The organism is Streptomyces sp. NPDC057963 (assembly GCF_042887155.1).
In the GTDB taxonomy this organism is placed as follows: Bacteria; Actinomycetota; Actinomycetes; order Streptomycetales; family Streptomycetaceae; genus Streptomyces.
This window is the reverse complement of record NZ_JBHVPX010000022.1, coordinates 1-21,266: the sequence shown is the minus strand read 5'-3', so window position 1 is coordinate 21,266 and position 21,266 is coordinate 1. Positions and strand designations below refer to the sequence as shown.

The 21,266-nt window shown below is 69.0% G+C and carries 18 protein-coding genes and 1 riboswitch; of the genes, 5 read left to right on the top strand and 13 right to left on the bottom strand.

The features are described from left to right. The first annotated feature begins 572 nt into the window (after positions 1 to 572). On the top strand, positions 573 to 1,394 hold the full coding sequence (locus ACFVT1_RS33450; RefSeq protein ID WP_389802394.1) for a PhzF family phenazine biosynthesis protein: 822 nt from the start codon (positions 573 to 575) through the stop codon (positions 1,392 to 1,394). 167 nt (positions 1,395 to 1,561) lie between these two features. On the opposite strand, the gene ACFVT1_RS33445 is transcribed toward ACFVT1_RS33450, so the two are convergent. Further along, on the bottom strand, positions 1,562 to 2,341 hold the full coding sequence (locus tag ACFVT1_RS33445) for a CPBP family intramembrane glutamic endopeptidase (protein ID WP_389802561.1): 780 nt from the start codon (positions 2,339 to 2,341) through the stop codon (positions 1,562 to 1,564). A gap of 184 nt (positions 2,342 to 2,525) precedes the next feature. Here ACFVT1_RS33445 and ACFVT1_RS33440 point away from each other — a divergent pair, with 184 nt between their 5' ends. Further along, entirely contained in the window at positions 2,526 to 4,316 is a 1,791-nt protein-coding gene (locus tag ACFVT1_RS33440; protein WP_389802391.1) for a substrate-binding domain-containing protein, read from the top strand. Positions 4,317 to 4,368: 52 nt separating this feature from the next. Here the strand turns inward: ACFVT1_RS33440 and ACFVT1_RS33435 are convergent, their stop codons facing one another. Further along, positions 4,369 to 5,874, bottom strand: coding sequence for a glutamate-cysteine ligase family protein (locus ACFVT1_RS33435; RefSeq protein WP_389802388.1), 1,506 nt, complete (start codon positions 5,872 to 5,874; stop codon positions 4,369 to 4,371). A gap of 483 nt (positions 5,875 to 6,357) precedes the next feature. On the opposite strand from ACFVT1_RS33435, the gene ACFVT1_RS33430 reads away from it, so the two are divergent. Together ACFVT1_RS33430 and ACFVT1_RS33425 are read left to right on the top strand one after the other, a co-directional pair. Next, positions 6,358 to 6,951, top strand: a complete 594-nt coding sequence (locus tag ACFVT1_RS33430; RefSeq protein WP_389802386.1) for a hypothetical protein — start codon at positions 6,358 to 6,360, stop codon at positions 6,949 to 6,951. Positions 6,952 to 7,265: 314 nt separating this feature from the next. Beyond that, positions 7,266 to 7,472 carry a DUF5999 family protein gene (locus ACFVT1_RS33425; RefSeq protein ID WP_323183800.1) on the top strand — a complete coding sequence of 69 codons (207 nt, stop codon included), beginning with the start codon at positions 7,266 to 7,268 and terminating at the stop codon, positions 7,470 to 7,472. A gap of 87 nt (positions 7,473 to 7,559) precedes the next feature. Here ACFVT1_RS33425 and gcvP read toward each other — a convergent pair whose 3' ends face one another. Beyond that, positions 7,560 to 10,445, bottom strand: coding sequence for an aminomethyl-transferring glycine dehydrogenase (gene gcvP, locus ACFVT1_RS33420; protein WP_389802384.1), 2,886 nt, complete (start codon positions 10,443 to 10,445; stop codon positions 7,560 to 7,562). 194 nt (positions 10,446 to 10,639) lie between these two features. After that, a riboswitch (glycine riboswitch) is annotated at positions 10,640 to 10,736 on the bottom strand. A 113-nt stretch (positions 10,737 to 10,849) separates the two neighbouring features. Between gcvP and ACFVT1_RS33415 the strand changes: the two genes are divergently transcribed. Further along, positions 10,850 to 11,218: a PRC-barrel domain-containing protein gene (locus ACFVT1_RS33415; protein WP_389802381.1), complete on the top strand. Its 369-nt coding sequence runs from the start codon at positions 10,850 to 10,852 to the stop codon at positions 11,216 to 11,218. Here ACFVT1_RS33415 and ACFVT1_RS33410 read toward each other — a convergent pair. From ACFVT1_RS33410 to ACFVT1_RS33365, 10 genes are all read right to left on the bottom strand, one after another. Next, entirely contained in the window at positions 11,143 to 12,603 is a 1,461-nt protein-coding gene (locus tag ACFVT1_RS33410; RefSeq protein WP_389802378.1) for a DNA polymerase IV, read from the bottom strand. The genes ACFVT1_RS33415 and ACFVT1_RS33410 overlap by 76 nt on opposite strands. A gap of 57 nt (positions 12,604 to 12,660) precedes the next feature. Continuing rightward, positions 12,661 to 13,278, bottom strand: a complete 618-nt coding sequence (locus ACFVT1_RS33405; RefSeq protein ID WP_389802375.1) for a MerR family transcriptional regulator — start codon at positions 13,276 to 13,278, stop codon at positions 12,661 to 12,663. A gap of 168 nt (positions 13,279 to 13,446) precedes the next feature. After that, positions 13,447 to 13,920, bottom strand: a complete 474-nt coding sequence (locus ACFVT1_RS33400; RefSeq protein ID WP_006123076.1) for a bifunctional nuclease family protein — start codon at positions 13,918 to 13,920, stop codon at positions 13,447 to 13,449. Between the two features lie 53 nt (positions 13,921 to 13,973). Further along, positions 13,974 to 14,717, bottom strand: a complete 744-nt coding sequence (locus ACFVT1_RS33395; RefSeq protein WP_389802372.1) for a MerR family transcriptional regulator — start codon at positions 14,715 to 14,717, stop codon at positions 13,974 to 13,976. A 17-nt stretch (positions 14,718 to 14,734) separates the two neighbouring features. Then, positions 14,735 to 15,523 (bottom strand): FHA domain-containing protein, encoded by a 789-nt coding sequence (locus ACFVT1_RS33390; protein ID WP_389802369.1) that lies wholly within the window; start codon positions 15,521 to 15,523, stop codon positions 14,735 to 14,737. A 190-nt stretch (positions 15,524 to 15,713) separates the two neighbouring features. Further along, entirely contained in the window at positions 15,714 to 16,502 is a 789-nt protein-coding gene (locus tag ACFVT1_RS33385; protein ID WP_389802366.1) for a DUF881 domain-containing protein, read from the bottom strand. A gap of 5 nt (positions 16,503 to 16,507) precedes the next feature. After that, positions 16,508 to 16,840 (bottom strand): small basic family protein, encoded by a 333-nt coding sequence (locus tag ACFVT1_RS33380; RefSeq protein ID WP_003970459.1) that lies wholly within the window; start codon positions 16,838 to 16,840, stop codon positions 16,508 to 16,510. Continuing rightward, on the bottom strand, positions 16,837 to 17,760 hold the full coding sequence (locus ACFVT1_RS33375; protein ID WP_389802363.1) for a DUF881 domain-containing protein: 924 nt from the start codon (positions 17,758 to 17,760) through the stop codon (positions 16,837 to 16,839). The genes ACFVT1_RS33380 and ACFVT1_RS33375 overlap by 4 nt, the downstream gene beginning before the upstream one ends. A gap of 98 nt (positions 17,761 to 17,858) precedes the next feature. Continuing rightward, positions 17,859 to 20,354, bottom strand: coding sequence for a sugar phosphate nucleotidyltransferase (locus ACFVT1_RS33370; protein WP_389802360.1), 2,496 nt, complete (start codon positions 20,352 to 20,354; stop codon positions 17,859 to 17,861). 113 nt (positions 20,355 to 20,467) lie between these two features. Beyond that, a complete protein-coding gene (locus ACFVT1_RS33365) occupies positions 20,468 to 21,076 on the bottom strand; it encodes a CDP-alcohol phosphatidyltransferase family protein (RefSeq protein WP_362207353.1) in 609 nt (202 codons plus the stop codon). Between the last annotated feature and the right edge of the window lie 190 nt (positions 21,077 to 21,266).

Sequence of the window (21,266 nt, the reverse complement as noted above, 5' to 3'; positions counted from 1 at the left end):
GGCTTCAGGCGCAGCCGCAGACCCTCCAGGCGGGTGACAGCGCGCCTCGCCCGGACCGCGTCGACCGGGTGGGATGCGACGGCGACCGACTTCGGTGAGAACGGACAACGGGCCGCTCCTTCCCGGTGAAGCCTCCGTGGGCCCTCACCGGGTGCCGACGAGAGCGTCGGCCACCGGCCGGAGTTGCTGTTCGGGCGCTCTGACCACGAGCCGGGCGCCGACGGCCGTGACGGCACGGTCGGCCCGCCCGCACCGGCGGCTTCCCGGCTCTGCCGGGCACTCGACGGCACGGCACCGTCGTACGCGAAGGCGCACCGCGGCGCCTCGGTGCCGGTGTACGCGCGGTCGAAGCATCACGGACGGCGGGAGCCACGCCGCGCCCGACGGCGCCCGCGCCGAGGAACCGGTCGGCGGGCCGCCTTCCTCACCCCGGCGGCGCGCACCGCGCACAGGAGTGCCGGGGCCGCTGTCGGATCCGGCGGAACCCACCCCCGCCACCGGCCGGGCATTTCGGTCCAGCGATACGGAATTGGCCTTGTCCTGCCGCTTTCCGCCGCACGTACGGTCACGTCATGAGGATCCGAATCGTCGACACATTCACCGACCGCCCCTTCGCCGGCAACCCGGCCGGAGTCCTGCTGCTGGACTCCGACGCATTTCCCGACGACGCACAGCTCCAGTCGATCGCCATGGAGGTCAACCTCTCCGAGACCGCCTTCGCCCACCCGCTGCCGCCGGGCGGCGAGGCGGACTGGGCGCTGCGCTGGTTCACCCCGACCACCGAGGTCGACATGTGCGGGCATGCCACCCTCGCGACCGCCCACGTCCTGCACACCACTCGGGCGGCGAGCGGCACGGTGCGTTTCGCGGCACGGTGCGGGATCCTCGCCGCGACCGCCCACCCGGACGGCACGGTCACGCTCGACTTCCCCACGGCCCCGCTGACGCCGGAGGCCGTCCCGGCCGGGCTGGCCGCCGCTCTGGGCGCGGAGCCGCTCTCCGTCCACGACACCGGCCCGCACATCGGCGACCTGGTCGTGGAGCTGTCCGACGAGGCGACCGTACGGGGGCTGACTCCGGATCTGGCCACGGTGGCCCGCCTCTCCCGGCGGGGCATCGTCGCCACGGCCGCCGCCGAGGACCCCTCCCGCGGCTACGACTTCGTCTCCCGCGGCTTCTTCCCACGCGTCGGGATCGACGAGGACCCGGTGACCGGCAGCGCCCACACCGCTCTGGCCCCCTTCTGGTCGGCCCGCCTCGGCCGTGACGAGCTGACCGGACTACAGGCCTCCGCCCGCTCCGGCCTGGTCCGCACCTCGCTGCGCGGCGAGCGCACCCTGCTGACCGGCAACGCCGTCACGGTCATCGACGGCGAGCTGCTCGCGGCGCTCTGAACCCTCCGACGACCGCACAGCGGGGGCGTACGGACCACTCCCGTACGCCCCCGCACCGAACACCGCCCACGGACCACCGCTCGTGGACCGCCCTCGCCGCACCACCCGCCGACGCCCCGCCTCTCCCCCTCCGGCGCCGGCCCCCTGCCGTCGGCCGGCCACCCGGCTCACGGCGTGGGCAGCCACTCCACCTTCCCGGCCAGCAGGGCGTATCCGACGAACGCCCCGATGTCCAGCAGCGCATGCGCCGCCACCAGCGGACCGACCCGCCCCCAGCGCCGGTACAGCAGCACGAAGACCACTCCCATCACCATGTTCCCGATGAAGCCGCCGATGCCCTGATATAGGTGGTACGAGCCGCGCAGCACGGAACTCGCCACCAGGGCGGCCATCGGCGTCCACCCCAACTGCCCGAGTCTGCGCAGCAGGTACCCGACGACGATCACCTCCTCCACCACGGAGTTCTGCAGTGCGGAGAGGATCAGTACCGGGAATTTCCACCACACGCCGGGCAGCGACTCCGGGACCACGGTCAGATTGAAACCGGCCGCCCTCGCCACCAGGTAGAACGCGAGCCCGGCGCTGCCGATGCCCGCCGCGACCAGCGTGCCGCGCCCCAGGTCCGGCCACGGCCTGGTCCGGTCGAAGCCGATGGCGCGAAGGCCGGTTCCCTCTCTGATCAGCAGATGGGCGACGAGGGCCACGGGCACCAGAGCCGTCGCGATACCGAAGAGTTGCCAGGCGAGATCCAGCCATGGACGCCCCGGTGCGTAAGAGCTGTTGAGCGTCGCGGCCTGTTCCTTCAAACCCCCTGGTTTCGTCAGCGATCCGAAAAAACTGATCAGGGCAGACACCCCGCTGGCGCCCAGTGAGAGAGCCAGTACCAGTACCGTTTCGGACCGCAAGATCCGTCGCGAAACAGCCTCTTGGGGAAAAGAATCAGCCACGCGCCCCGCCTCCACCTGTACACCTGCCTTGAGTTGTGCATTCACGCCCCATGCCCCTCCCCGTCCCGCTAGGGTCTCGAATGCAGGTACGAAGATCATGCGCGACCGGCCGGGGGACAACCACCATGGGCGATGGTGTGGTCCCCCTTTTCCTTGTTCATCCTCAAGGAGGGGCACCACCGACATGGGACGTCACAGCTTGCCCGACGACCACGCAACCGACGGAGGCGGGGACGGTCCGCCGCCGCGCCGTCGGCGGACCGTGGTGATCGCGACCGCGCTCGTCCTCGCCGTGGCCGCGGGAACGGCGGTCGCGGCGCAGGGCGGTCTGCTGTCGTTCTCGAAGTCCTGCGCGGACTCCGCCGTGCATCTCTCCATGATGGCCTCGCCGGACATCGCCCCCGCCGTGCGTGCCGTCGCCGACAAGGCGCGCGAGGACGATCTGCGATCCGACGGCCGCTGTCTGTACGTGCGGGTCGTCGCACGCGATTCCTACAAGGTCGCCGACGCCCTCTCCTCCGGGACCCGTGCTCCGGACTACCAGCTCTGGCTGCCCGACTCCGACCTCTGGCTCGACCGGGCCAAGGGCTCCGGCGAAGGCGTCCCGATCACCCCGGGCGACTCCATCGCCGCCTCCCCCGTCACCCTGGCCATGGTGCCGTCGGCGGCCAAGAGACTCGGCTGGCCGAAGAAGAAGTACTCCTGGGCCGGGCTGACGGCCGCGACCACGGACTCGGACAAGGTGCGTCTGGGCTCGGCGGATCCGGGACGCAGTGCCACCGGGCTGCTCGCGCTCTCCAGCATCGGCACGTCCTCCGGGAAACAGGGCGGTGACAGCGACACCAGGGTCGCGGCGACCGCCAAACTGCTCGCGCAGCGCATGTCGGACGGGGACACCCAGGTGCTGGAGACCCTGGCGCAGAGTGATTCGGGCGCCGAGCAGGGCAATCCGGAGCGCAACCAGGCGGTGCTCCTCTCCGAGCAGGCCGCGTTCGCCCACAACGCGGAGTCGACCGGCGGCGGACGGCTCGACCTCTTCTACCCCGAGGACGGCGCCCCGCTGCTCAACTACCCGTACACGCTGGTCGACGAGACCAGGATGAGTACGTCCGAGGGCCGGGCGGCGCTGCGGTTCATGACACTGCTGAACGAGCCGGGCGCACAAGCCACCCTGAAGGAGCACGGCTTCAGGAACGCGGACGGGGCGGCCGGGGAGTCCGTGGTCGCGTCGGCGGGTGGCAGAAAGCCCCAGCCGTATGCCGCCCCGGCCGCCGCGGCGCCGTCCGCCGAGGAGCTCCAGCAGACGCTCGGCATGTGGACGATCACGGTGCAGAGCGCGCGGCTGACGACGGTCGTCGACGCCTCGGGTTCGATGGCCACGATCGTGCCGGGGCGCAACCAGTCCCGGATGGATGTCACCAAGGCCTCCCTGATCCAGGCCCTCAACCAGTTCACCCCGAACGACGAGATCGGGCTCTGGGAGTTCGCCACCGCGCTCGACGGCGACAAGGACTACCGCAGGCTGGTACCGACCGGCCGGCTCGGCGATCCGGCCAAGGGCGGCGGTACCCACCGCGAGAAGCTCACCGCGGCCTTCTCCGCGCTGCAACCGGTGCCGGGAGGCGCGACCGGCCTGTACGACACCGCGCTGGCCGCGTACAAGGACGCGCAGGCGACGTATGTGAAGGGCAAGTTCAACGCCGTGGTGATCCTCACCGACGGATCGAACCAGGACGACCGCTCCATCTCCCGCAGCGCCCTGATCGCGGAACTGAAGCGGATCGCCGACCCGGAGCGTCCGGTACCGCTCCTCGCCATCGCGGTCGGCCCCGAGGCCGACCGCGAGGAGGTCAACGAGGTGGCGAAGGTGACCGGCGGCGGGGGCTACCAGGTCACCGACCCTGCCGACATCCAGGCCGTGATCCTGCAGGCCGTCATGACGGCGGGACAGGGCAACCACGCCGCCCGGGAATAGCGCTCCGCACGGACGGGAACGGCGGCGGACGCCGTCACCCGCCCCGGCGGGGTCACCGCGCGGGCACACCCGTCGGCCAGTTGTGCACGGGTTCGCCGCTGTGCATCAGTTCGGCGTACCGGCGAGTGGTCGCGGCCAGTGCGGCACGCCGTTCGAGCCCGGCCTCACGTGCCCGGTGGTAGCTGTCCACCTGCCAGGACGCCCCGTTCACCCGTCGTCTGCAGCGCTCCTCGATGACTCCGAGGTAGCGGTCGCGGTCCGCGGGCTCGATGTTCCAGGCATCGAGCCCCGCGGCAGCCAGCGGCAGCAGTTCGTCCCGTACGAGCTTGACGGCCGGCACCCGGGTCACCCCGCCCGACCGTCCCGGACGCGGCCACATCAGCTCCGCGTCGATGCCGTGGCGGCAGGCGGTGTCGAAGTTCTCGGCCGCCGCTGCGAACGGAAGCCTGGTCCATACCGGACGGGGCTCCTCGGCGAGCGCCCGCACGAGCCCGTAGTAGAGCGCGGCATTGGCGATCACATCGGTGACGGTGGGACCGGCGGGCAGGACCCGGTTCTCCACTCGCAGATGGGGTACGCCGCCGACCAGTCCGTACACGGGCCGGTTCCAGCGGTAGACCGTACCGTTGTGGAGCACCAGCTCCTGCAACTGCGGTACGCCGCCCTCGTCGAGCACCCGCAGCGGTTCCTCCTCGTCGCAGATCGGCAGCAGCGGCGGGAAGTAGCGCAGATTCTCCTCGAAGAGCTCGTACGCCGAACCCGTCCACCGCTCGCCGAACCAGGTCCGGGGCCGCACCCCCTGGTTCCGGAGTTCGGGCGGCCTGGTGTCCGTGGCCTGCTGGAAGAGCGGCGGCCGCGACTCCCGCCACAGCTCCTTGCCGAACAGGAAGGGTGAGTTGGCGCCCAGGGCGATCTGGACCCCGGCGACGGCCTGGGCCGCGTTCCAGACGGCTGCGAAGCGCGCCGGTGTCACCTGCAGATGCAGCTGAACCGATGTGCAGGCGGCCTCGGGGGTGATGGAGGAGGAGGTACAGGCCAATCGCTCCACACCCTGGATATCGAGGAGGAAATCCTCGCCCCGGGCAGCCACCATTTGATCGTTCAGCAGTGTGTAGCGGTCCGCCTTCGAGAGGTTCGCGGCAACGAGGTCCGCACGCCCCAGGGTGGGCAGAATTCCGATCATCATGATCCCGGCATCGACCTCACCCGCCTTCCGATGGGCATATCCGAGGCCGGCCCTGAGCTCTTCGGCCAGCTGATCGAAAACGCGACCGTCCAGGTGGTGCGGGACTATGTTCACTTCCAAATTGAACATGCCGAGTTCGGTCTGGAAATCACGGCTCGCGATCCGAGGGAGCACCTCCCCATTCATCATCTTCGGCACGCCGTCGGCGCCTGCCAGATTCAGCTCGATCTCCATGCCCATGAGGTTGCGGGGACGGTCGAACCTCCGCTCCGCCAGGAGCCTCTCCAGCCCCTCCAGGCACTGGTGGAGCTTCCTCCGGTACCTGTGCCGATCGGACAGATCAAAGGCGCCCGCCACGACCTTCTCCCCCATCGAAGCGTCCCTCCCTCGAGTGGGCGGCCCGCGGCCCAGGCCGCTCGCGTCACGATCGATAATGCCCAGGCGGGGTGATCCATAACGCCCCGCGATCGCCATGCACCCAGTAATCTGTGGACGGCTGTCCGGGGCACATTCCGTCGGCATGGTGCAGTTCGCATTTTCCGCCGCCCGGTGCGTGATGAAAACGCCGACGTGTTTCGGCCGACCGCTTCGAGGGAAAAATCCCTGGCGGTGGCTGCGCCGCTGACGACGAATCAGCAGAATCACCGCATAATAAAGTCTTGATACCGCCTTGTCGGCAATACCTGAGACGGCTAGTGGAATCATTGTGTGAACACGTGTCGTATAAACTTTGCAGACGAGGCAGAGAGTTGACGCACCGGCCCAGTCACCGGCCTCCTCTGGCCCCGCATGCCGACAGCGCCGTCTGCACCCGCCCACGCACCACCGTGTCTCCGAAGTGAGAGGCGACCCACTATGCCGCTGCATGTTCCCCCGGCCCCCGCGCCCGCTCTGCGCAGCGTCCTCGCGGCACTCGGTTCACCCACCGCAGTCCGCGAGGCCCGCACACCGGCTCTCCGATCCGCCCAGGGCCCGCTGAGCCCCGAACTCTCGCTCCCCGTCCATGCAATGGAGCGGATCGGCCCGAGCGGGCTCGCACCCGCCACCCGGCTCGCCGCGTGGCGGTTCGTGATCCGCGGCTCGGAGCAGGCAGTCGCCGCGGCGGACACCATGCTCACTCCGGACGGCTGGGCCTTCTCGCACTTCTTCGAGGGTCCTTACATCGCCTCGACCGAACTCGCCCTGCGTCAGGCAGAGACGGTGACACCTCACTACCAGCCACGGCTGCTGTCCATTCCGGAGCTCTACATGCTGGCCCTGTGGCTGCACTCCGACGCCGATGCCGACCCGGCCGGCGGGGCACTCGCCCCCGCCGATCTCCTCGTACCACTGGCTCCCGCACCGCCGGGCATCGCGGCCCATCGCCCGCACCGGGTGGCCGACCTGCTCCGCGTGATGACGCTGCGCATCACCCCGGGCCCCGGTCCCCTGCTCGGATCGCCCGCCTGACAGCGACCGCACCCCGCACCACAGCGCTGTGCGGGACCGAGACGCGCGCCGCAGCGCGCGCGGGGGGCGCATCCCGCCCCATCCGGACTAGCCCAGTCCGGTCACCCCGAACCACCCGAAGTGACAGTGCAGTTGCGCTGAACCGTCCAGCCGGGTGACGCGTCCTCGGAGTAAGAAGAAGTGCTGCCGCGAAATCCCTGCGGATTGACGCCCGTAGGGCAACACTGGGACCGGACCGATCGATACGGGGGGCGGCCATGAACACTTCGTCAAGCCGCAGGACATTCACCACAACGCAGCGAAAGAACCCACCCATGTGCCAGCATCAGCCACCATGCCCGACCGCCGACTCAGCCGACCGGGAGGCCGCCCGCCTGACGGCCCACCACCCGGAGCAGGGCTGGAGCCTGCTGTGCAACGGCGTCCTGCTCTTCGAGGACACCGGTGAGCTGCTCCCGGACGGGCAGATCATCGCCCCGCACCGGCCTCTGGAGACCGGCCGGGTGGTGAAGGCCGCCTGACCCCGGCCCGAACGGACTGGGGCCGGCCCGGAGACTTCTCCGCACCGGCCCCGACGCATGTCCGCGTCACGCCCTGCCGCTCATGACTCAGTTGTCGTACTCGTCCAGCGGAGGGCAGGAGCAGACGAGGTTGCGGTCACCGAAGGCACCGTCGATCCGGCGCACCGGCGGCCAGTACTTGTCGGCGGCCGAGACACCGGCCGGGAAGACCGCCACCTCACGGCTGTAGTCGTGCTTCCACTCCCCGCCCAGCATCGCCGCGGTGTGCGGGGCGTTGCTCAGCGGGTTGTCGTCCGCGCTCCACTCTCCGGAGGCCACCTTCTCGACCTCGCCGCGAATGGCGATCATCGTGTCGCAGAAACGGTCCAGCTCCGCGAGGTTCTCACTCTCGGTCGGCTCGATCATCAGCGTTCCGGCGACCGGGAACGACATGGTCGGCGAGTGGAATCCGTAGTCGATCAGGCGCTTGGCGATGTCGTCGACGCTGACGCCGGTGGCCTTGGAGATCGGCCGCAGGTCCACGATGCACTCGTGCGCGACCAGCCCGGCCGGGCCGTTGTACAGGATCGGGTAGTGCGGTTCGAGACGCTTGGCGATGTAGTTGGCCGCGAGCACGGCGACCTGCGTCGCACGCTTCAGGCCCTCACCGCCCATCAGGCGTACGTACGCCCAGGAGATGGGGAGAATACCCGCCGAGCCCCACGGCGCGGCCGAGATCGGCCCGATACCGGTCCGGGGGCCCGCTGCGGGCTGCAGCGGGTGGTTCGGCAGGTACGGCGCGAGGTGCGCGCGCACGCCGACCGGGCCAACGCCGGGACCGCCGCCGCCGTGCGGAATGCAGAAGGTCTTGTGCAGGTTCAGGTGCGAGACGTCGCCGCCGAACCGGCCCGGCTTGGCGAGCCCGACCAGCGCGTTGAGGTTGGCGCCGTCGACGTACACCTGGCCGCCGGCGTCGTGCACCTCGGCGCAGATGTCGGCGACGTGCTCCTCGAACACACCGTGCGTCGACGGGTACGTGATCATCAGCACGGCGAGCTCGTCGCGGTGCTTCTCGATCTTGGCGCGGAGGTCCTCTATGTCGACCTCGCCGTCGTCGGCCGTCTTCACCACGACGACCTTCATACCGGCCATCACGGCGCTGGCGGCGTTGGTGCCGTGCGCGGAGGACGGGATGAGGCAGACGGTCCGCTGCTCGTCACCGTTGGCCCGGTGGTACGCCCGTACCGCCAGGAGGCCCGCGAACTCGCCCTGCGAGCCGGCGTTCGGCTGGATCGAGACGGCGTCGTAGCCGGTGACCTCGGCAAGGCGCTCCTCCAGCTCACGGATGAGGGTGAGGAAGCCCTGCGCCTGCTCGGCCGGCGCGAAGGGGTGCAGCGCGCCGAACTCGGGCCAGGTGATCGACTCCATCTCGGTGGTCGCGTTCAGCTTCATGGTGCAGGAGCCGAGCGGGATCATGCCGCGGTCCAGGGCGTAGTCCCGGTCGGCGAGCTTGCGCAGGTAGCGCAGCATGGCCGTCTCGGAACGGTGCTGGTGGAAGACCGGGTGGACGAGGATCTCGTCGGTGCGCAGCAGAGCCTCGGGCAGCACGTCGGCAGCCGCGGCGTCCAGCGCCTCGATGTCCCCGTCGGCGCCGAACGCGGCCCAGACGGCGGCGATCTGCGCCCTCGTGGTGGTCTCGTCGCAGGCGAGGGAGACCAGGTCGGCGTCGACGAGCCGCAGGTTGACACCGCGCCCGCGGGCATCGGCGACGACGTCGGCGGCCTTCCCCGGAACGCGCACGGTGAGGGTGTCGAAGTAGGTACCGGTCACGACGTCGATGCCGGCGGCGCGCAGGCCCTCGGCCAGGATCGTCGCGTAGCGGTGGGTGCGCCGGGCGATCGTCCGCAGCCCGTCCGGACCGTGGTAGACGGCGTACATCCCGGCCATGACGGCGAGCAGCACCTGAGCGGTGCAGATGTTGCTGGTGGCCTTCTCCCGGCGAATGTGCTGCTCGCGGGTCTGCAGCGCCAGCCGGTAGGCCTTGTTGCCGTCCGCGTCGACGGAGACGCCGACGAGGCGGCCGGGCAGGCTGCGGGCGAACTTCTCGCGCACGGCCATGAAGCCGGCGTGCGGCCCGCCGAAGCCCATCGGCACACCGAAACGCTGCGTGGTGCCGACCGCGATGTCCGCGCCCAGGTCGCCCGGCGAGGTGAGCAGGGTCAGGGCCAGCAGATCGGCTGCGACCGTGACGATCGCGCCGAGCTCGTGGGCCTGCTCGACGACGGGCCGGATGTTCCGCACGGCCCCGGAGGCGCCCGGGTACTGCACCAGGACACCGAAGACACCGCGCTCGGCGATCTCTGCGGGAATGCCGTCGGAGAGGTCTGCGACGACGACCTCGACACCGGACGGCTCGGCACGGGTCTCGATGACGGCGATCGTCTGCGGCAGGGCGTCGGCGTCGACCAGGAAGACGCCGTTCTTCACCTTGCCGACTCGCCGCGAGAGCGCCATGGCCTCGGCGGCCGCGGTGCCCTCGTCGAGCAGGGAGGCACCGGAGGTGGGCAGCCCGGTCAGTTCGGCGACCATCGTCTGGAAGTTGAGCAGCGCCTCCAGACGGCCCTGCGAGATCTCCGGCTGGTACGGCGTGTAGGCCGTGTACCAGGCGGGGTTCTCCATGACGTTGCGGAGGATCACCGGCGGGGTGAAGGTGCCGTAGTAGCCGAGCCCGATCATCGGGGCCAGCACCTGGTTGCGGTCGGCCAGCGCACGCAGCTCGGCGAGGACCTCGGCCTCGGTGCGGGCGGCCGGCAGCCGGAGCGCCTCCGCGCTCTTGATGACATCGGGCACCGCGGCCGCGGTCAGCTCGTCCAGCGATCCGTAACCGACCTGGGCGAGCATCTTCGACTGCGCCTCGGCATCGGGACCGATGTGGCGCTGTTCGAATGGAATGCCCTGCTCCAGCTGGGAGAGCGGAGTGCGACGGGGGGTCATGGTGGAGGCCTCCTGGTCTGTCACGACCTGCGAGGGGCACCACGGCGCGGGTGCCCGAACGGCCTCCCCCTCTGTCATCTCAACCTGAGAGCTTCACCGGCGCGCCCTGCGGCGTACCGGCTTTCACCGTCGGTGAGGAGGGGAACCGTACCGGCACTCGGCCGCACGGAACCCGCCCTGCTTTCCAGAGTGACCTCGTCCGTGCGGTACGGGGGCCTGAGAGATTCCGGGGAGGATTTGCTCCTTCGGCGCCTCCGGATTGACTCCGGAGGACTCTCCCGCACGGGGTCAGCAGCCGTCACCAGCCTACCAGCGGGGTTCGTGGCGGAATTCTCGAGTGGCCAACCCCCCGGATCTGCACTTCTGTAGAGCTTGTGGAGTAGCCCCGACGAGTGGGAGGGACCGTGCAGACCGACATCGATCCGCGCAGCCTGATCGGCCGCAAGGCCTTCGACCGCAAGGGCACCAAGATCGGAACCGTGGACGAGGTGTACCTCGACGACGCGACCGGTGTGCCCGAGTGGGCGGCCGTACGCACCGGACTCTTCAGCCGGGACGCGTTCGTCCCCCTGGAACCCAGCGAGTTCGTGGAGGACTCGCTCCGCGTCCCCTTCGACCGCGCGCTGATCAAGGACGCACCCGACTTCGGCGTCGGCCGTCATCTCTCGCCGGAACAGGAGCTCCAGCTCTACCGGCACTACGGTCTGGACTCCTCTCCCGAGGAGACCGGCCCGGACAGGGACTTCGGCAGACTGGCCGGCCAGGACGAGTAGTCCACCGGATTCCGCACCAGCGGCAGCGGATCGGCCGGTTGCAGCTCCGCGTCGTCGATCCGGAACGTACGCACTCGGCCGGGCGCCGACTCGGGCTCCTCGAACCGCACCGTCACCCGGCCGACACCGCTGCCCTGCACCCAGCCGTGGCCGTAGACCTCATGACGCACGTCGTGTCCTGCGGGCCAGCGCCGCGCGGCCAGCTGTTCGGAGGTCTCCGGGGGCTCCTCCCGCGCACCGCCCGCCGGCTCGCCCCCTTCGTCACCCGCCTCCGCCGTCTCTTCGGCCGCTTCCCCGGTCGCGGCCCGCTCACCGGCGGCCTGCGCGAAGAGGTCCTCCTGCGTGTAGTCGGCGAGCCCCGTGACGCCCACACCCAGGAGCCGTACGCCCCCAGTGGTGTCCACAGCCTCCAGGAGCCGTGCGGCGGCCTCCCGGACCACGGTGGGGTCGTCCGTGGGGCCACGGAGCGTCTCGGACCTCGTCAGGGTGGAGAAGTCGTACCGGCGCACCTTGAGCACCACCGTCCGCCCGGACCGCCCCGCACCCCGCAGCCGCTGGACGCATCGGTCGGCCAGCCGCTCCACCTCCGTCCGGACCCGCACCCGGTCGTGCAGGTCCGCGTCGAAGGTGTCCTCGACCGACACCGATTTCGCGTCCCGCTCCGCGACCACGGGCCGGTCGTCGTGGCCGAGCGCCATACGGTGGAGAGAGCCGCCGTGCGCCTTTCCCAGCAGGCGTACGAGCTCTGCCTCCCCCGCCTCGGCCAGGTCGTCGACCGTCGTCATCCCGGCACGGCGCAGATGGTCCGCCGTCGCGGGCCCGACGCCGGGGAGGATCCGTACCGGCATCGGCGCGAGCAGCTCCCGCTCCGTGCCCGGTTCGATGAGCGCCAGCCCGTCCGGCTTCGCCTGCTCCGAGGCGATCTTGGCCAGCATCTTGGAGCCGGCCAGCCCGACCGAGCCGGTGAGCCCGGTGACCGCCTTGATGGCCGTACGCAGCTGCTCACCGATCTCCAGCGCGGAAGCCGTGTCGTCGGCCGCCCCTCCGGCTTCCAGGTCCACGAATGCCTCGTCCAGGCTGAGCGGCTCCACCAGCGGGGAGAGCCGCCCCAGGAGCTCCATCACCTGGTCGCTGACCGTCCGGTACAGCAGGAAGCGGGGCACCAGATAGGCCGCGTTGGGGGCGAGCCGCCGGGCCTGCGCCATGGGCATCGCCGAGTGGACCCCGAAGCGCCGTGCCTCGTACGACGCGGTGGCGACGACTCCGCGCGGCCCGAGCCCGCCCACCACGACCGGTTTTCCGCGCAGGCTGGGCTTCGCCGCCTGCTCGGCAGAGGCGTAGAAGGCATCCATGTCCAGATGCAGGATGGTGGGCGCTGCTCTCACATCAACCGATGCTCCCCCATGGCACTGACAATGGCCCCGCCCGGCTCGTCGTCCCGGTCAGCCGGCGCGGTTGCGCCGCCGCGCGAGCTCATCGGCGGGGTTGTTCCCGATCAGTGTCTCGCCGGTGTCCACGCGTTCACCGTGCAGCTGCGACAGCGCGACGTCGACGTCCTGCCACACCACGCCCACGGCGATGCCGAAGACACCCTGGCCGCCCTGGAGCAGACTGACGACCTCGTCCGGCGAGGAGCACTCGTAGACCGTCGCCCCGTCGCTCATCAGCGTCATCCGCTCAAGATCCTGGAAACCGCGGGCCCGCAGGTGCTGAACCGTGGTGCGGATGTTCTGCAGAGCGACGCCCGTGTCCAGGAAGCGCTTCACGATCTTCAGCAGGACGACGTCCCGGAAGCTGTAGAGCCGCTGTGTGCCCGAGCCGTAGGCCGGACGGACGCTCGGTTCGACCAGCCCCGTGCGCGCCCAGTAGTCGAGCTGCCGATAGGTGATCCCCGCAGCCGCGCAGGCCGTCGGCCCGCGATATCCGATGTCGTTGGCCGATGCCACGCCGCCCCCCGCCACCGCCGCCGGTTGAACCGGTTGCCTGATGGTGTGGTCGGCTGTACTCCCCTGCTGCGGATACGGCCCACCCGCTGCCGTACCGTCGCCGCTGCTTCTCACGCCGACCTCCGTCCTTGACCTGCCATCTCGAAGGTAGGCAGTCACTCGGGGTGCGTCAACGATCGCCACACTCGGCACGCCGAGTGATAATCACCCTGAGGGTGGTTTCCCGTGACTCGTGAGCGGGAAAGGCTTGTCGAATGCGCTGACGGCGTCCCCGTAGAACGGTCACTGACTGTTGGTACCGAAGTCCTCCGGTGAGATCTGATCGAGGAACTCGCGGAACTTCTCCACCTCGTCCTCCTGCTCGTCGGGGATGGCGATGCCCGCATCGTCGAGCACCCCGTCACTGCCGTAGATCGGCGTTCCGGTGCGCAGCGCGAGCGCTATGGCGTCGGACGGCCGCGCGCTCACCTCCACCCCGCTGGCGAAGACCAGCTCCGCGTAGAAGACCCCTTCCCGCAGGTCCGTGATGCGGACCTCGGTGAGCTCCTGGCCGACGGCCTCGAGCACGTCCTTGAAGAGATCATGGGTCAGCGGCCTGGCCGGAGCCATGCCCTGCTGGGCAAAGGCGATCGCGGTCGCCTCACCAGGACCGATCCAAATGGGGAGGTACCGGTCGCCTCCCACTTCACGCAGGAGCACGATCGGTTGGTTGGAGGGCATTTCCACCCGGACACCCACAACGTCGAGCTCGTTCACACAGCAACCCTAGGACGTGCTCGGCAGGTTTGGGTAGTCGGGCACCGACGAGATCAGTGGAGCCGGACCCGCAGAGCGGTCTGCACAAGGGCCGAATGAAGCCGTACGGACAGCTCGGCAAGCTCCCTCGCGGTGGCCTCCGCATGTGCTCTGGTCTGCGGATTCCGGTGCCTACGCAGGGGTGCGACCACCTGTTCGATGAGCCCCGCCTCGCGATCCGCGGCTGCCCGGATGGCGCGGAGGTGACGGGGTTCCAGACCGAATCGGCCCAGATCCGCCACAAGCTTGGCCACCGTGACCATCTCGGCGTCGTAGCCGCCCTCGGCGCCGGGAGTGACCAGACCGTACGATTCCCACTCATCCAGGTCACTCTCGGTGACCTCCGTCACCGCAAGCAGCTCGGCGCGGCCGATCCGGGCCGCGGTCGCCCGCCCGGACTCGGCGTCCCGGCCGCCGTCGGCCAGGTCCCGGGGGCCACCTCCGGACGGCAGGGCGGACTGCTCGCCCCGGGCGAGCGCGTCCAGATGCTCGCGGATGACCTTCAGCGGGAGGTAGTGGTCCCGCTGCATACGCAGCACCTGGGCGAGCCGCTCCACATCGGCCGCACGGAACTTGCGGTAGCCGGAGGGGGTCCTCTGCGGCTCGACGAGCCCTTCGGCCTCCAGGAAGCGAATCTTGGAGATCGTGACCTCGGGAAACTCGTCCCGCAGCTGCAGGAGCACCGTGCCGATGCTCATCGGGCGGTCGTCGGCGGTGGCGGTGCCGTGACCGGCACCGCCCGTCGGTGTTCTCAGCATGGACCTTCCCTGACGGGTCAGATGCCCCGCTGGCTCGCGTAGAAGACCAGCCGGTACTTGCCGATCTGCACTTCGTCGCCGTTGGACAGCGGGACGGAGTCGATGCGCTCACGGTTGACGTAGGTGCCGTTCAGGCTGCCCACATCCCCGACCGTGAAGCTGCCGTCGGGCTCCCTGTGGAACTCCACATGCCGCCTCGACACCGTCACGTCGTCGAGGAAGATGTCGCTCTGCGGATGGCGGCCGGCCGTGGTCAGCTCGCCGTCCAGCAGGAAGCGGCTGCCGGAGTTCGGACCACGCCGCACCACGAGGAGCGCCGAGCCGAGCGGAAGAGCGTCGACGGCGGCCTGCGCCTCGGGCGAGAGCGACGGCAGGAGCGTCTGCCCGGTGGCCTCCGCCTCGTACGCCTCGAGGCCGGAGATGGAGATGGTCGAGGTCGTCTCCGAGGCACGCTCGGGAATTCCACCCCTCAGCGGCGCACCGCAGTTGGAGCAGAAACGACTGGCCTCGGCGTTGCGATGCCCGCACCTCGTACAGACCGGCATGGACGAACCCTCCTGCCTCGGGGTGAACCCTCCACCCGTACCTGAGGTTGACGGTTCTCCGGAACCTATGCGGCCGGCACCGGCAGGGTCAACAGACGACGCGCCGGAAGCGCCCGAATTGTCACTGCCCGAACCCGACATCTGATCGCGGAAGAGCGGGCGCTCCGCACCCTGCTCGTCTGCCTGGCCATGACGCGGTGCGCGATGGCGGGCAGCCTCATCGCGAGCGCTCTTGCCGAACAACTTCCCAAACAACTTCACGGGCGATTCCCCTTGACCGAAATAGACCCGCCCGTGGGGCAGGACGAACCCTGAATGAACACACCTGCCGACCCGGACATCTGAACAACGTCCGTATCCACTCGACAGTTTCCACCACGCACCACCATTACGATGCGGCGACCCCCCGCAACCTCCTGCCCGTATCCGTCGCCCCTTCTGCTCCGCTGCTTCACGGGGACGACGACCGAGCGTAGTCAGGCTGCTTCGCCGGTCGCAAGACGTCCACGGCGATGTCGTCGGCCTGCTCCACATGCACGGTGGCCTGCTCCTTCTCCAGCGTCTGCACCACACCGCCGGGGATGTTCAGCGCCGGCTCCAGATCCTGGGGCTTGCCGATCACCTTGAACTCGTACGGCGCGGTGATCTTACGGCCGTCGACCTTGACCTTGCCGCCATCACCGGAGAAGTACGTGTTGGCAACCACTCTGACGCCGTTGACCTCGATCGCCTCGGCACCCGCCGCACGCAGCTCCTGGAGCGCGTCCAGCAGCATGTCCGCCTTGACCCCGTTGCCCGGGTCGTTGACGGTGAGGGTGATCCCGGGCCCGTGAGCTGCCACGGTGCCCGCGAGGACCCCGAGTTGCCGTTCCTTCTCCACCGTCTGCTTACGCGCCTCCTCAGCCTGGTCGGAGCTGTTCTCCAGCTCCGTGCGCTGAGCGTCGAGACGCTGCTTCTCGTCCTCCAGACGCTGCGTGCGGTCGTCCAGCTCGTCGAGAATACGGACCAGGTCCTCCTGGCGGGCGCCTCGCAGCGCGCTGTTGTCGCTGGTCGAGCGGACCTGAATGGCCAGCCCGAGACCGAGGACGAACAGCAGCAGCGCGACGACGAGTTGGGCCCGGGTCACTCGCGGCGGCCAGAGCCCTGCGATCAGCCGCTGACGGCCTGTGAGCTCCTTGACCGGGTCGGCCGGCCGCTCGCCGGGGTGCTCCTCGCCGCTGGGAAGTTCTTCGTTGCTCATACGCCTCAGGCCCGGAAGACGTGCCGGCGGATGGCCGCGGCGTTGGAGAAGATCCGGATCCCGAGCACGACCACCACACCGGTGGAAAGCTGTGCACCGACGCCCAGCTTGTCGCCCAGGAACACGATCAAAGCGGCCACGACGACGTTCGACAGGAACGACACGACGAACACCTTGTCGACGAAGATGCCGTCGAGCATGGCCCGCAGACCACCGAAGACTGCGTCGAGAGCAGCCACGACGGCGATCGGGAGATAGGGCTCGACCACCGCCGGCACCTCGGGCCGGACCAACAGTCCGACCACGACTCCCACGACGAGGCCCAGTACGGCAATCACGATGTGCCCTTCCCTGTCTCTGCCGCACCACTGCCGGTGTCTGCGGCCTTGTAAGGCTCTGCTGTACGTACGATCAGGCTCGGCGCGACCGGGAGGCTCACCTTCTCCTGGACGGACATACCCGTCCGGATGTCGAAGGTGTCCTTGAGCGCCTGCAGATACTGGCCGTCGGCACTGTCCTGAAATGCTCTGCTCAACGACTTCCCGTCCCCCACTGCCAGTACCGTGTACGGCGGCACGAGCGGTCTGTTGTCGACCAGTATGGCCTCGCCGGCCGCGCGGATCGCCGACAGGGCTGTCAGACGCTGTCCATTGATCGCGATCGCTTCTGCACCGGACTGCCACAGGCCGTTGACGACCCGCTGCAGGTCCCGGTCGCGAACCCGCCCGGTGTCGGAGAATCCGCTGGTCTCCCTCGGCCCGCCGCCGCCCTGGTCGGTGTCCTTTGCATCGTCGACGACGAGTTTCACGCCGGGTCCCTCCACCGGCGTCGCCCCGGCGAGCAACGCCACCAGCTCCCCCTGGTCCCCGCCGTGCTTCTCCAACGCCTTGCGCTGCCGACTGCCCACATCGTCCCGGAGCTTGTCGACCGCCACCTCAAGGTCGTCCGCCGCCGTCGTCTCGCCGTCGATACGGTCGATCAGCTCTTCGCGCTCCTTTGCGAGGACCGGCGCGGAGACGCGCGCCTGCGCGGCCCCGAGCGTGACGACCAGGGCAGCGAGCACCAGACAGGCGGCGAGGCCGAGTTTCGCCTTGAGCGTGCGGGGCAGCCCCGCGCTTCCGTCGGCCGTGCGACGCGCCGACGCCTCGGCGTACCCGTCGTCCAGGCTGTGGTCCATCACATTGGTCAGCAGCGACATGGACGCGTCGGGGCGCGCAGGGGCAGAGTCGGTACTCCGATCGGGGGGCTGCTGCGACATGCCGCACATCGTCGCACGTCGCCACTGCTACCGCCGAATGGCCCCACCGGTGTGCCCGAAGGCGTCGAGCGACGCCGCCGGGCACACCGCTGGAACCCTCAGTGACCTGCGCTGTCCACGACCGCGGCCCACTCGTCCAGCAAGGCCTGCGCGGAGGCGTCGTCCGGGCCCTCGGCCCACAAATGGGTGACCGCCTCGGCGGGGTCCGGAAGCACCATCACCCATCGCCCATCGGCCTCGACGACCCGCACACCGTCCGTCGTATCGACGCTGCGGTCCCCGGCGGCCTCCACGACCCGGCGCATGACCATGCCCTTGACCGCCCAGGGTGTGGCCAGATCACGGCGCAGGACGTGGGCGCGGGGAATGCGGGCGTCGATCTGGCTGAGAGTGAGCTGGGTCCTGGCGACGAGCCCGAGGAGTCGCACGAAGGCGGCGGATCCGTCGAACACACTGCTGAATTCGGGAACGATGAAGCCGCCCCGGCCGTCTCCACCGAAGATGGCGCCTTCCTCACGCCCCACGCGCGTCAGATCGTCGGGCGATGTCGTCGTCCATTCGACCTGCGTGCCGTGGTACGCCGCGACCTGCTCGGCGACCCGTGTCGTGGTCACCGGCAGCGCCACCCGCCCGCTGCGCCGCTCGGCCGCCACCAGGTCGAGCATCACCAGGAGCGCCCGGTCGTCCTCCACGATCCTGCCCCGTTCGTCGACCAGGGAGAGCCGCTCGCCGACCGGATCGAACCGCACACCGAACGCGGCCCGGGCCGAGGAGACGATCTCGCCCAGCCGCACCAGCCCGGACCGCCGGGTGTCGGCGGATTCGGTGGGCCGTGATTCGTCGAGCCCGGGATTGATCGTCAACGAATCCACGCCGAGCCGTCCCAACAGGCTGGGCAGAACAAGGCCGGCGCTGCCGTTGGAGGCGTCCACGACGACTTTGAGACCCGCGTCGGCGATCCCGGTGGTGTCCACGTTCCGCAGCAGCGATCCGGTGTACGAATCGAAGACACTGGACGGGAAGTGCAGATCCCCGATCTCCCCGGGAAAGGCCCGGCGGTATTCCTGGCGCGCGTAGACCCGGTCCAGCTTCCGCTGGCGCGCCTGGGAGAGGTCCGCGCCCCGCTCGTCGAAGAACATGATGTCGACCGAGTCGGGCACGCCGGGAGACGTACGGATCATGATGCCGCCGGCGCTGCCCCGCGCGGTCTGCTGGCGCGCGACGGGCATCGGTACGTTCTCCAGGTCCCGTACGTCGATGGCGCTGGCCTGAAGCGCCGAGATCACCGCTCTCTTCAGCGCACGGGCACCACGGGAGTGATCACGTGCGGTGGTGACCGTCGAGCCCTTCTTGAGGGTTGTGGCATACGCCCCCGCGAGCCGCACCGCCAGCTCCGGCGTGATCTCGACGTTCAGAATCCCGGACACACCGCGGGCCCCGAACAGATGGGCCTGTCCGCGCGACTCCCAGATCACCGAAGTGTTGACGAAGGCGCCGGCTTCGATGGTCTTGAACGGGTAGACACGGACATTCCCCTGAATGATCGATTCCTCACCGATCAGACACTCGTCCCCGATCACCGCACCGTCCTCGATGCGGGCGGCCCGCATGACGTCGGTGTTCTTTCCGATCACACATCCGCGCAGGTTGCTGTGCTGGCCGATGTAGACGTTGTCGTGCGTCACGGCCTTGTGCAGAAAAGCCCCGCTCTTGACGACCACGTTGGACCCGATGACCGTGTGCTCGCGAATCTCCACTCCGGCTTCGACCTTTGCGTAGTCCCCGATGTAGAGGGGCCCCCGCAATACCGCGTCGGGATGTACTTCCGCGCCTTCCGCGACCCATACACCCGGCGAGATCTCGAAGCCGTCGATCTCCACGTCGACCTTGCGCTCAAGGACGTCGGCCTGGGCCTTCACATAGCTCTCATGGGTGCCGACGTCCTCCCAGTAGCCCTCTGCAATATAGCCGTAGATGGGCTTGCCCTCCTTCATGAGCTGCGGGAAGATATCTCCGGACCAGTCCACCGAGACGTCGGCCTCGACATAGTCGAACACCTCGGGCTCCATCACATAGATACCCGTATTGACGGTGTCCGAGAAGACCTGACCCCAAGTGGGCTTCTCCAGGAAACGTTCGACCTGACCCGCCTCGTCGACAATGGTGATGCCGAATTCCAGAGGATTCGGTACGCGGGTCAGGCACACCGTCACCAGCCCGCCCTTTTCCTTGTGGAAGGCGATGAGATCGGTGAGATCGAAGTCAGTGAGCGCATCACCGGAAATGACGAGGAAGGTGTCGTCCTTCAGCGCTTCCTCGGCATTCTTCACGCTCCCCGCAGTGCCGAGCGGTTTCTCCTCGTTGGCGTAGCTGAGCTCCATCCCGAGCTCTTCGCCGTCCCCGAAGTAGTTCTTGACCAACGAGGCGAGAAACTGGACCGTTACGACGGTCTCATTCAGCCCGTGCCGCTTGAGCAGCCGAAGCACATGCTCCATGATCGGCCGATTGACGACGGGCAGGAGCGGCTTGGGCATGCTTGAGGTCATGGGGCGAAGACGAGTGCCTTCGCCGCCAGCCATCACGACGGCCTTCATGTCGGAAACGTCCTCCTTGAAGAGACGACGGTCTGGCCGACTTCGCCCGTCGGGGCACCATCCGGGTCATCAGCGGCGGGCCGGCCACACTGCGCGGCACCGCATCAACGAGCTCAATCGGCTACTGCATCCGCCTTGACCAGCCGGCGGACCTGAACCACATAGAGGATCCCTGCCCACCAATAGAGCGTTGTACCCCAACCTGCGAACGCCCATCCGAAAACAGCGGCCAGCGATGCCAGCCAACCACTTCCGTCGCTGAGCAGCAACAAGGGGAACGCGTACATCAGGTTGAACGTGGCAGCCTTCCCCAGGAAGTTCACCTGGGGCGGCGGATAGCCGTGACGGCGGAGGATTCCCACCATCACGAGGAGCATCAGCTCGCGGGCCAGAAGTGCCGCGGTGAGCCAGAGCGGCAGGATCTCCCGCCAGGTCAGGCCGACGAGGGTGGAAAGGATGTAGAGACGGTCCGCAGCCGGGTCCAGGAGCCGGCCGAGGCTGCTGATCTGGTTCCACCGGCGGGCGAGCTTGCCGTCGAGATAGTCACTGACCCCACTGAGCATCAGCACCAGCAGTGCCCAGCCATCACTCTTGGGCCCGCCGAACTCAGGGCGAAGAATCAGCCACAGGAAAAGCGGAACCCCGACAAGGCGAGCCATGCTGAGGATATTGGGGATGGTGAGTACCCGGTCCGTCTGAACCCGAGTCTCCTGGACCTCCACCCGGGGGCCTCCTGTGAGAAGAACGTGCCAATGATGCCCCCTGACCTTACCCGCCGCCGTCGGCGCCGGGTGCACAGGGGTAACGCAAGAAGTCGTGAACGCAGAAAAGCCCCGTGCCACAAGGGCACGGGGCTTCTCACAAAAGGAGTTCGGCGGCGTCCTACTCTCCCACAGGGTCCCCCCTGCAGTA

Excerpts from the sequence above, each read along its gene's own strand:
- ACFVT1_RS33450 (WP_389802394.1), top strand. The coding sequence starts at position 573 with ATGAGGATCCGAATCGTCGACACATTCACCGACCGCCCCTTCGCCGGC.
- ACFVT1_RS33440 (WP_389802391.1), top strand. The coding sequence starts at position 2,526 with ATGGGACGTCACAGCTTGCCCGACGACCACGCAACCGACGGAGGCGGG.
- ACFVT1_RS33435 (WP_389802388.1), bottom strand. The coding sequence starts at position 5,874 with ATGGGGGAGAAGGTCGTGGCGGGCGCCTTTGATCTGTCCGATCGGCAC.
- ACFVT1_RS33430 (WP_389802386.1), top strand. The coding sequence starts at position 6,358 with ATGCCGCTGCATGTTCCCCCGGCCCCCGCGCCCGCTCTGCGCAGCGTC.
- ACFVT1_RS33425 (WP_323183800.1), top strand. The coding sequence starts at position 7,266 with ATGTGCCAGCATCAGCCACCATGCCCGACCGCCGACTCAGCCGACCGG.
- gcvP (WP_389802384.1), bottom strand. The coding sequence starts at position 10,445 with ATGACCCCCCGTCGCACTCCGCTCTCCCAGCTGGAGCAGGGCATTCCA.
- ACFVT1_RS33395 (WP_389802372.1), bottom strand. The coding sequence starts at position 14,717 with ATGCTGAGAACACCGACGGGCGGTGCCGGTCACGGCACCGCCACCGCC.
- ACFVT1_RS33385 (WP_389802366.1), bottom strand. The coding sequence starts at position 16,502 with ATGAGCAACGAAGAACTTCCCAGCGGCGAGGAGCACCCCGGCGAGCGG.
- ACFVT1_RS33375 (WP_389802363.1), bottom strand. The coding sequence starts at position 17,760 with ATGTCGCAGCAGCCCCCCGATCGGAGTACCGACTCTGCCCCTGCGCGC.
- ACFVT1_RS33370 (WP_389802360.1), bottom strand. The coding sequence starts at position 20,354 with ATGAAGGCCGTCGTGATGGCTGGCGGCGAAGGCACTCGTCTTCGCCCC.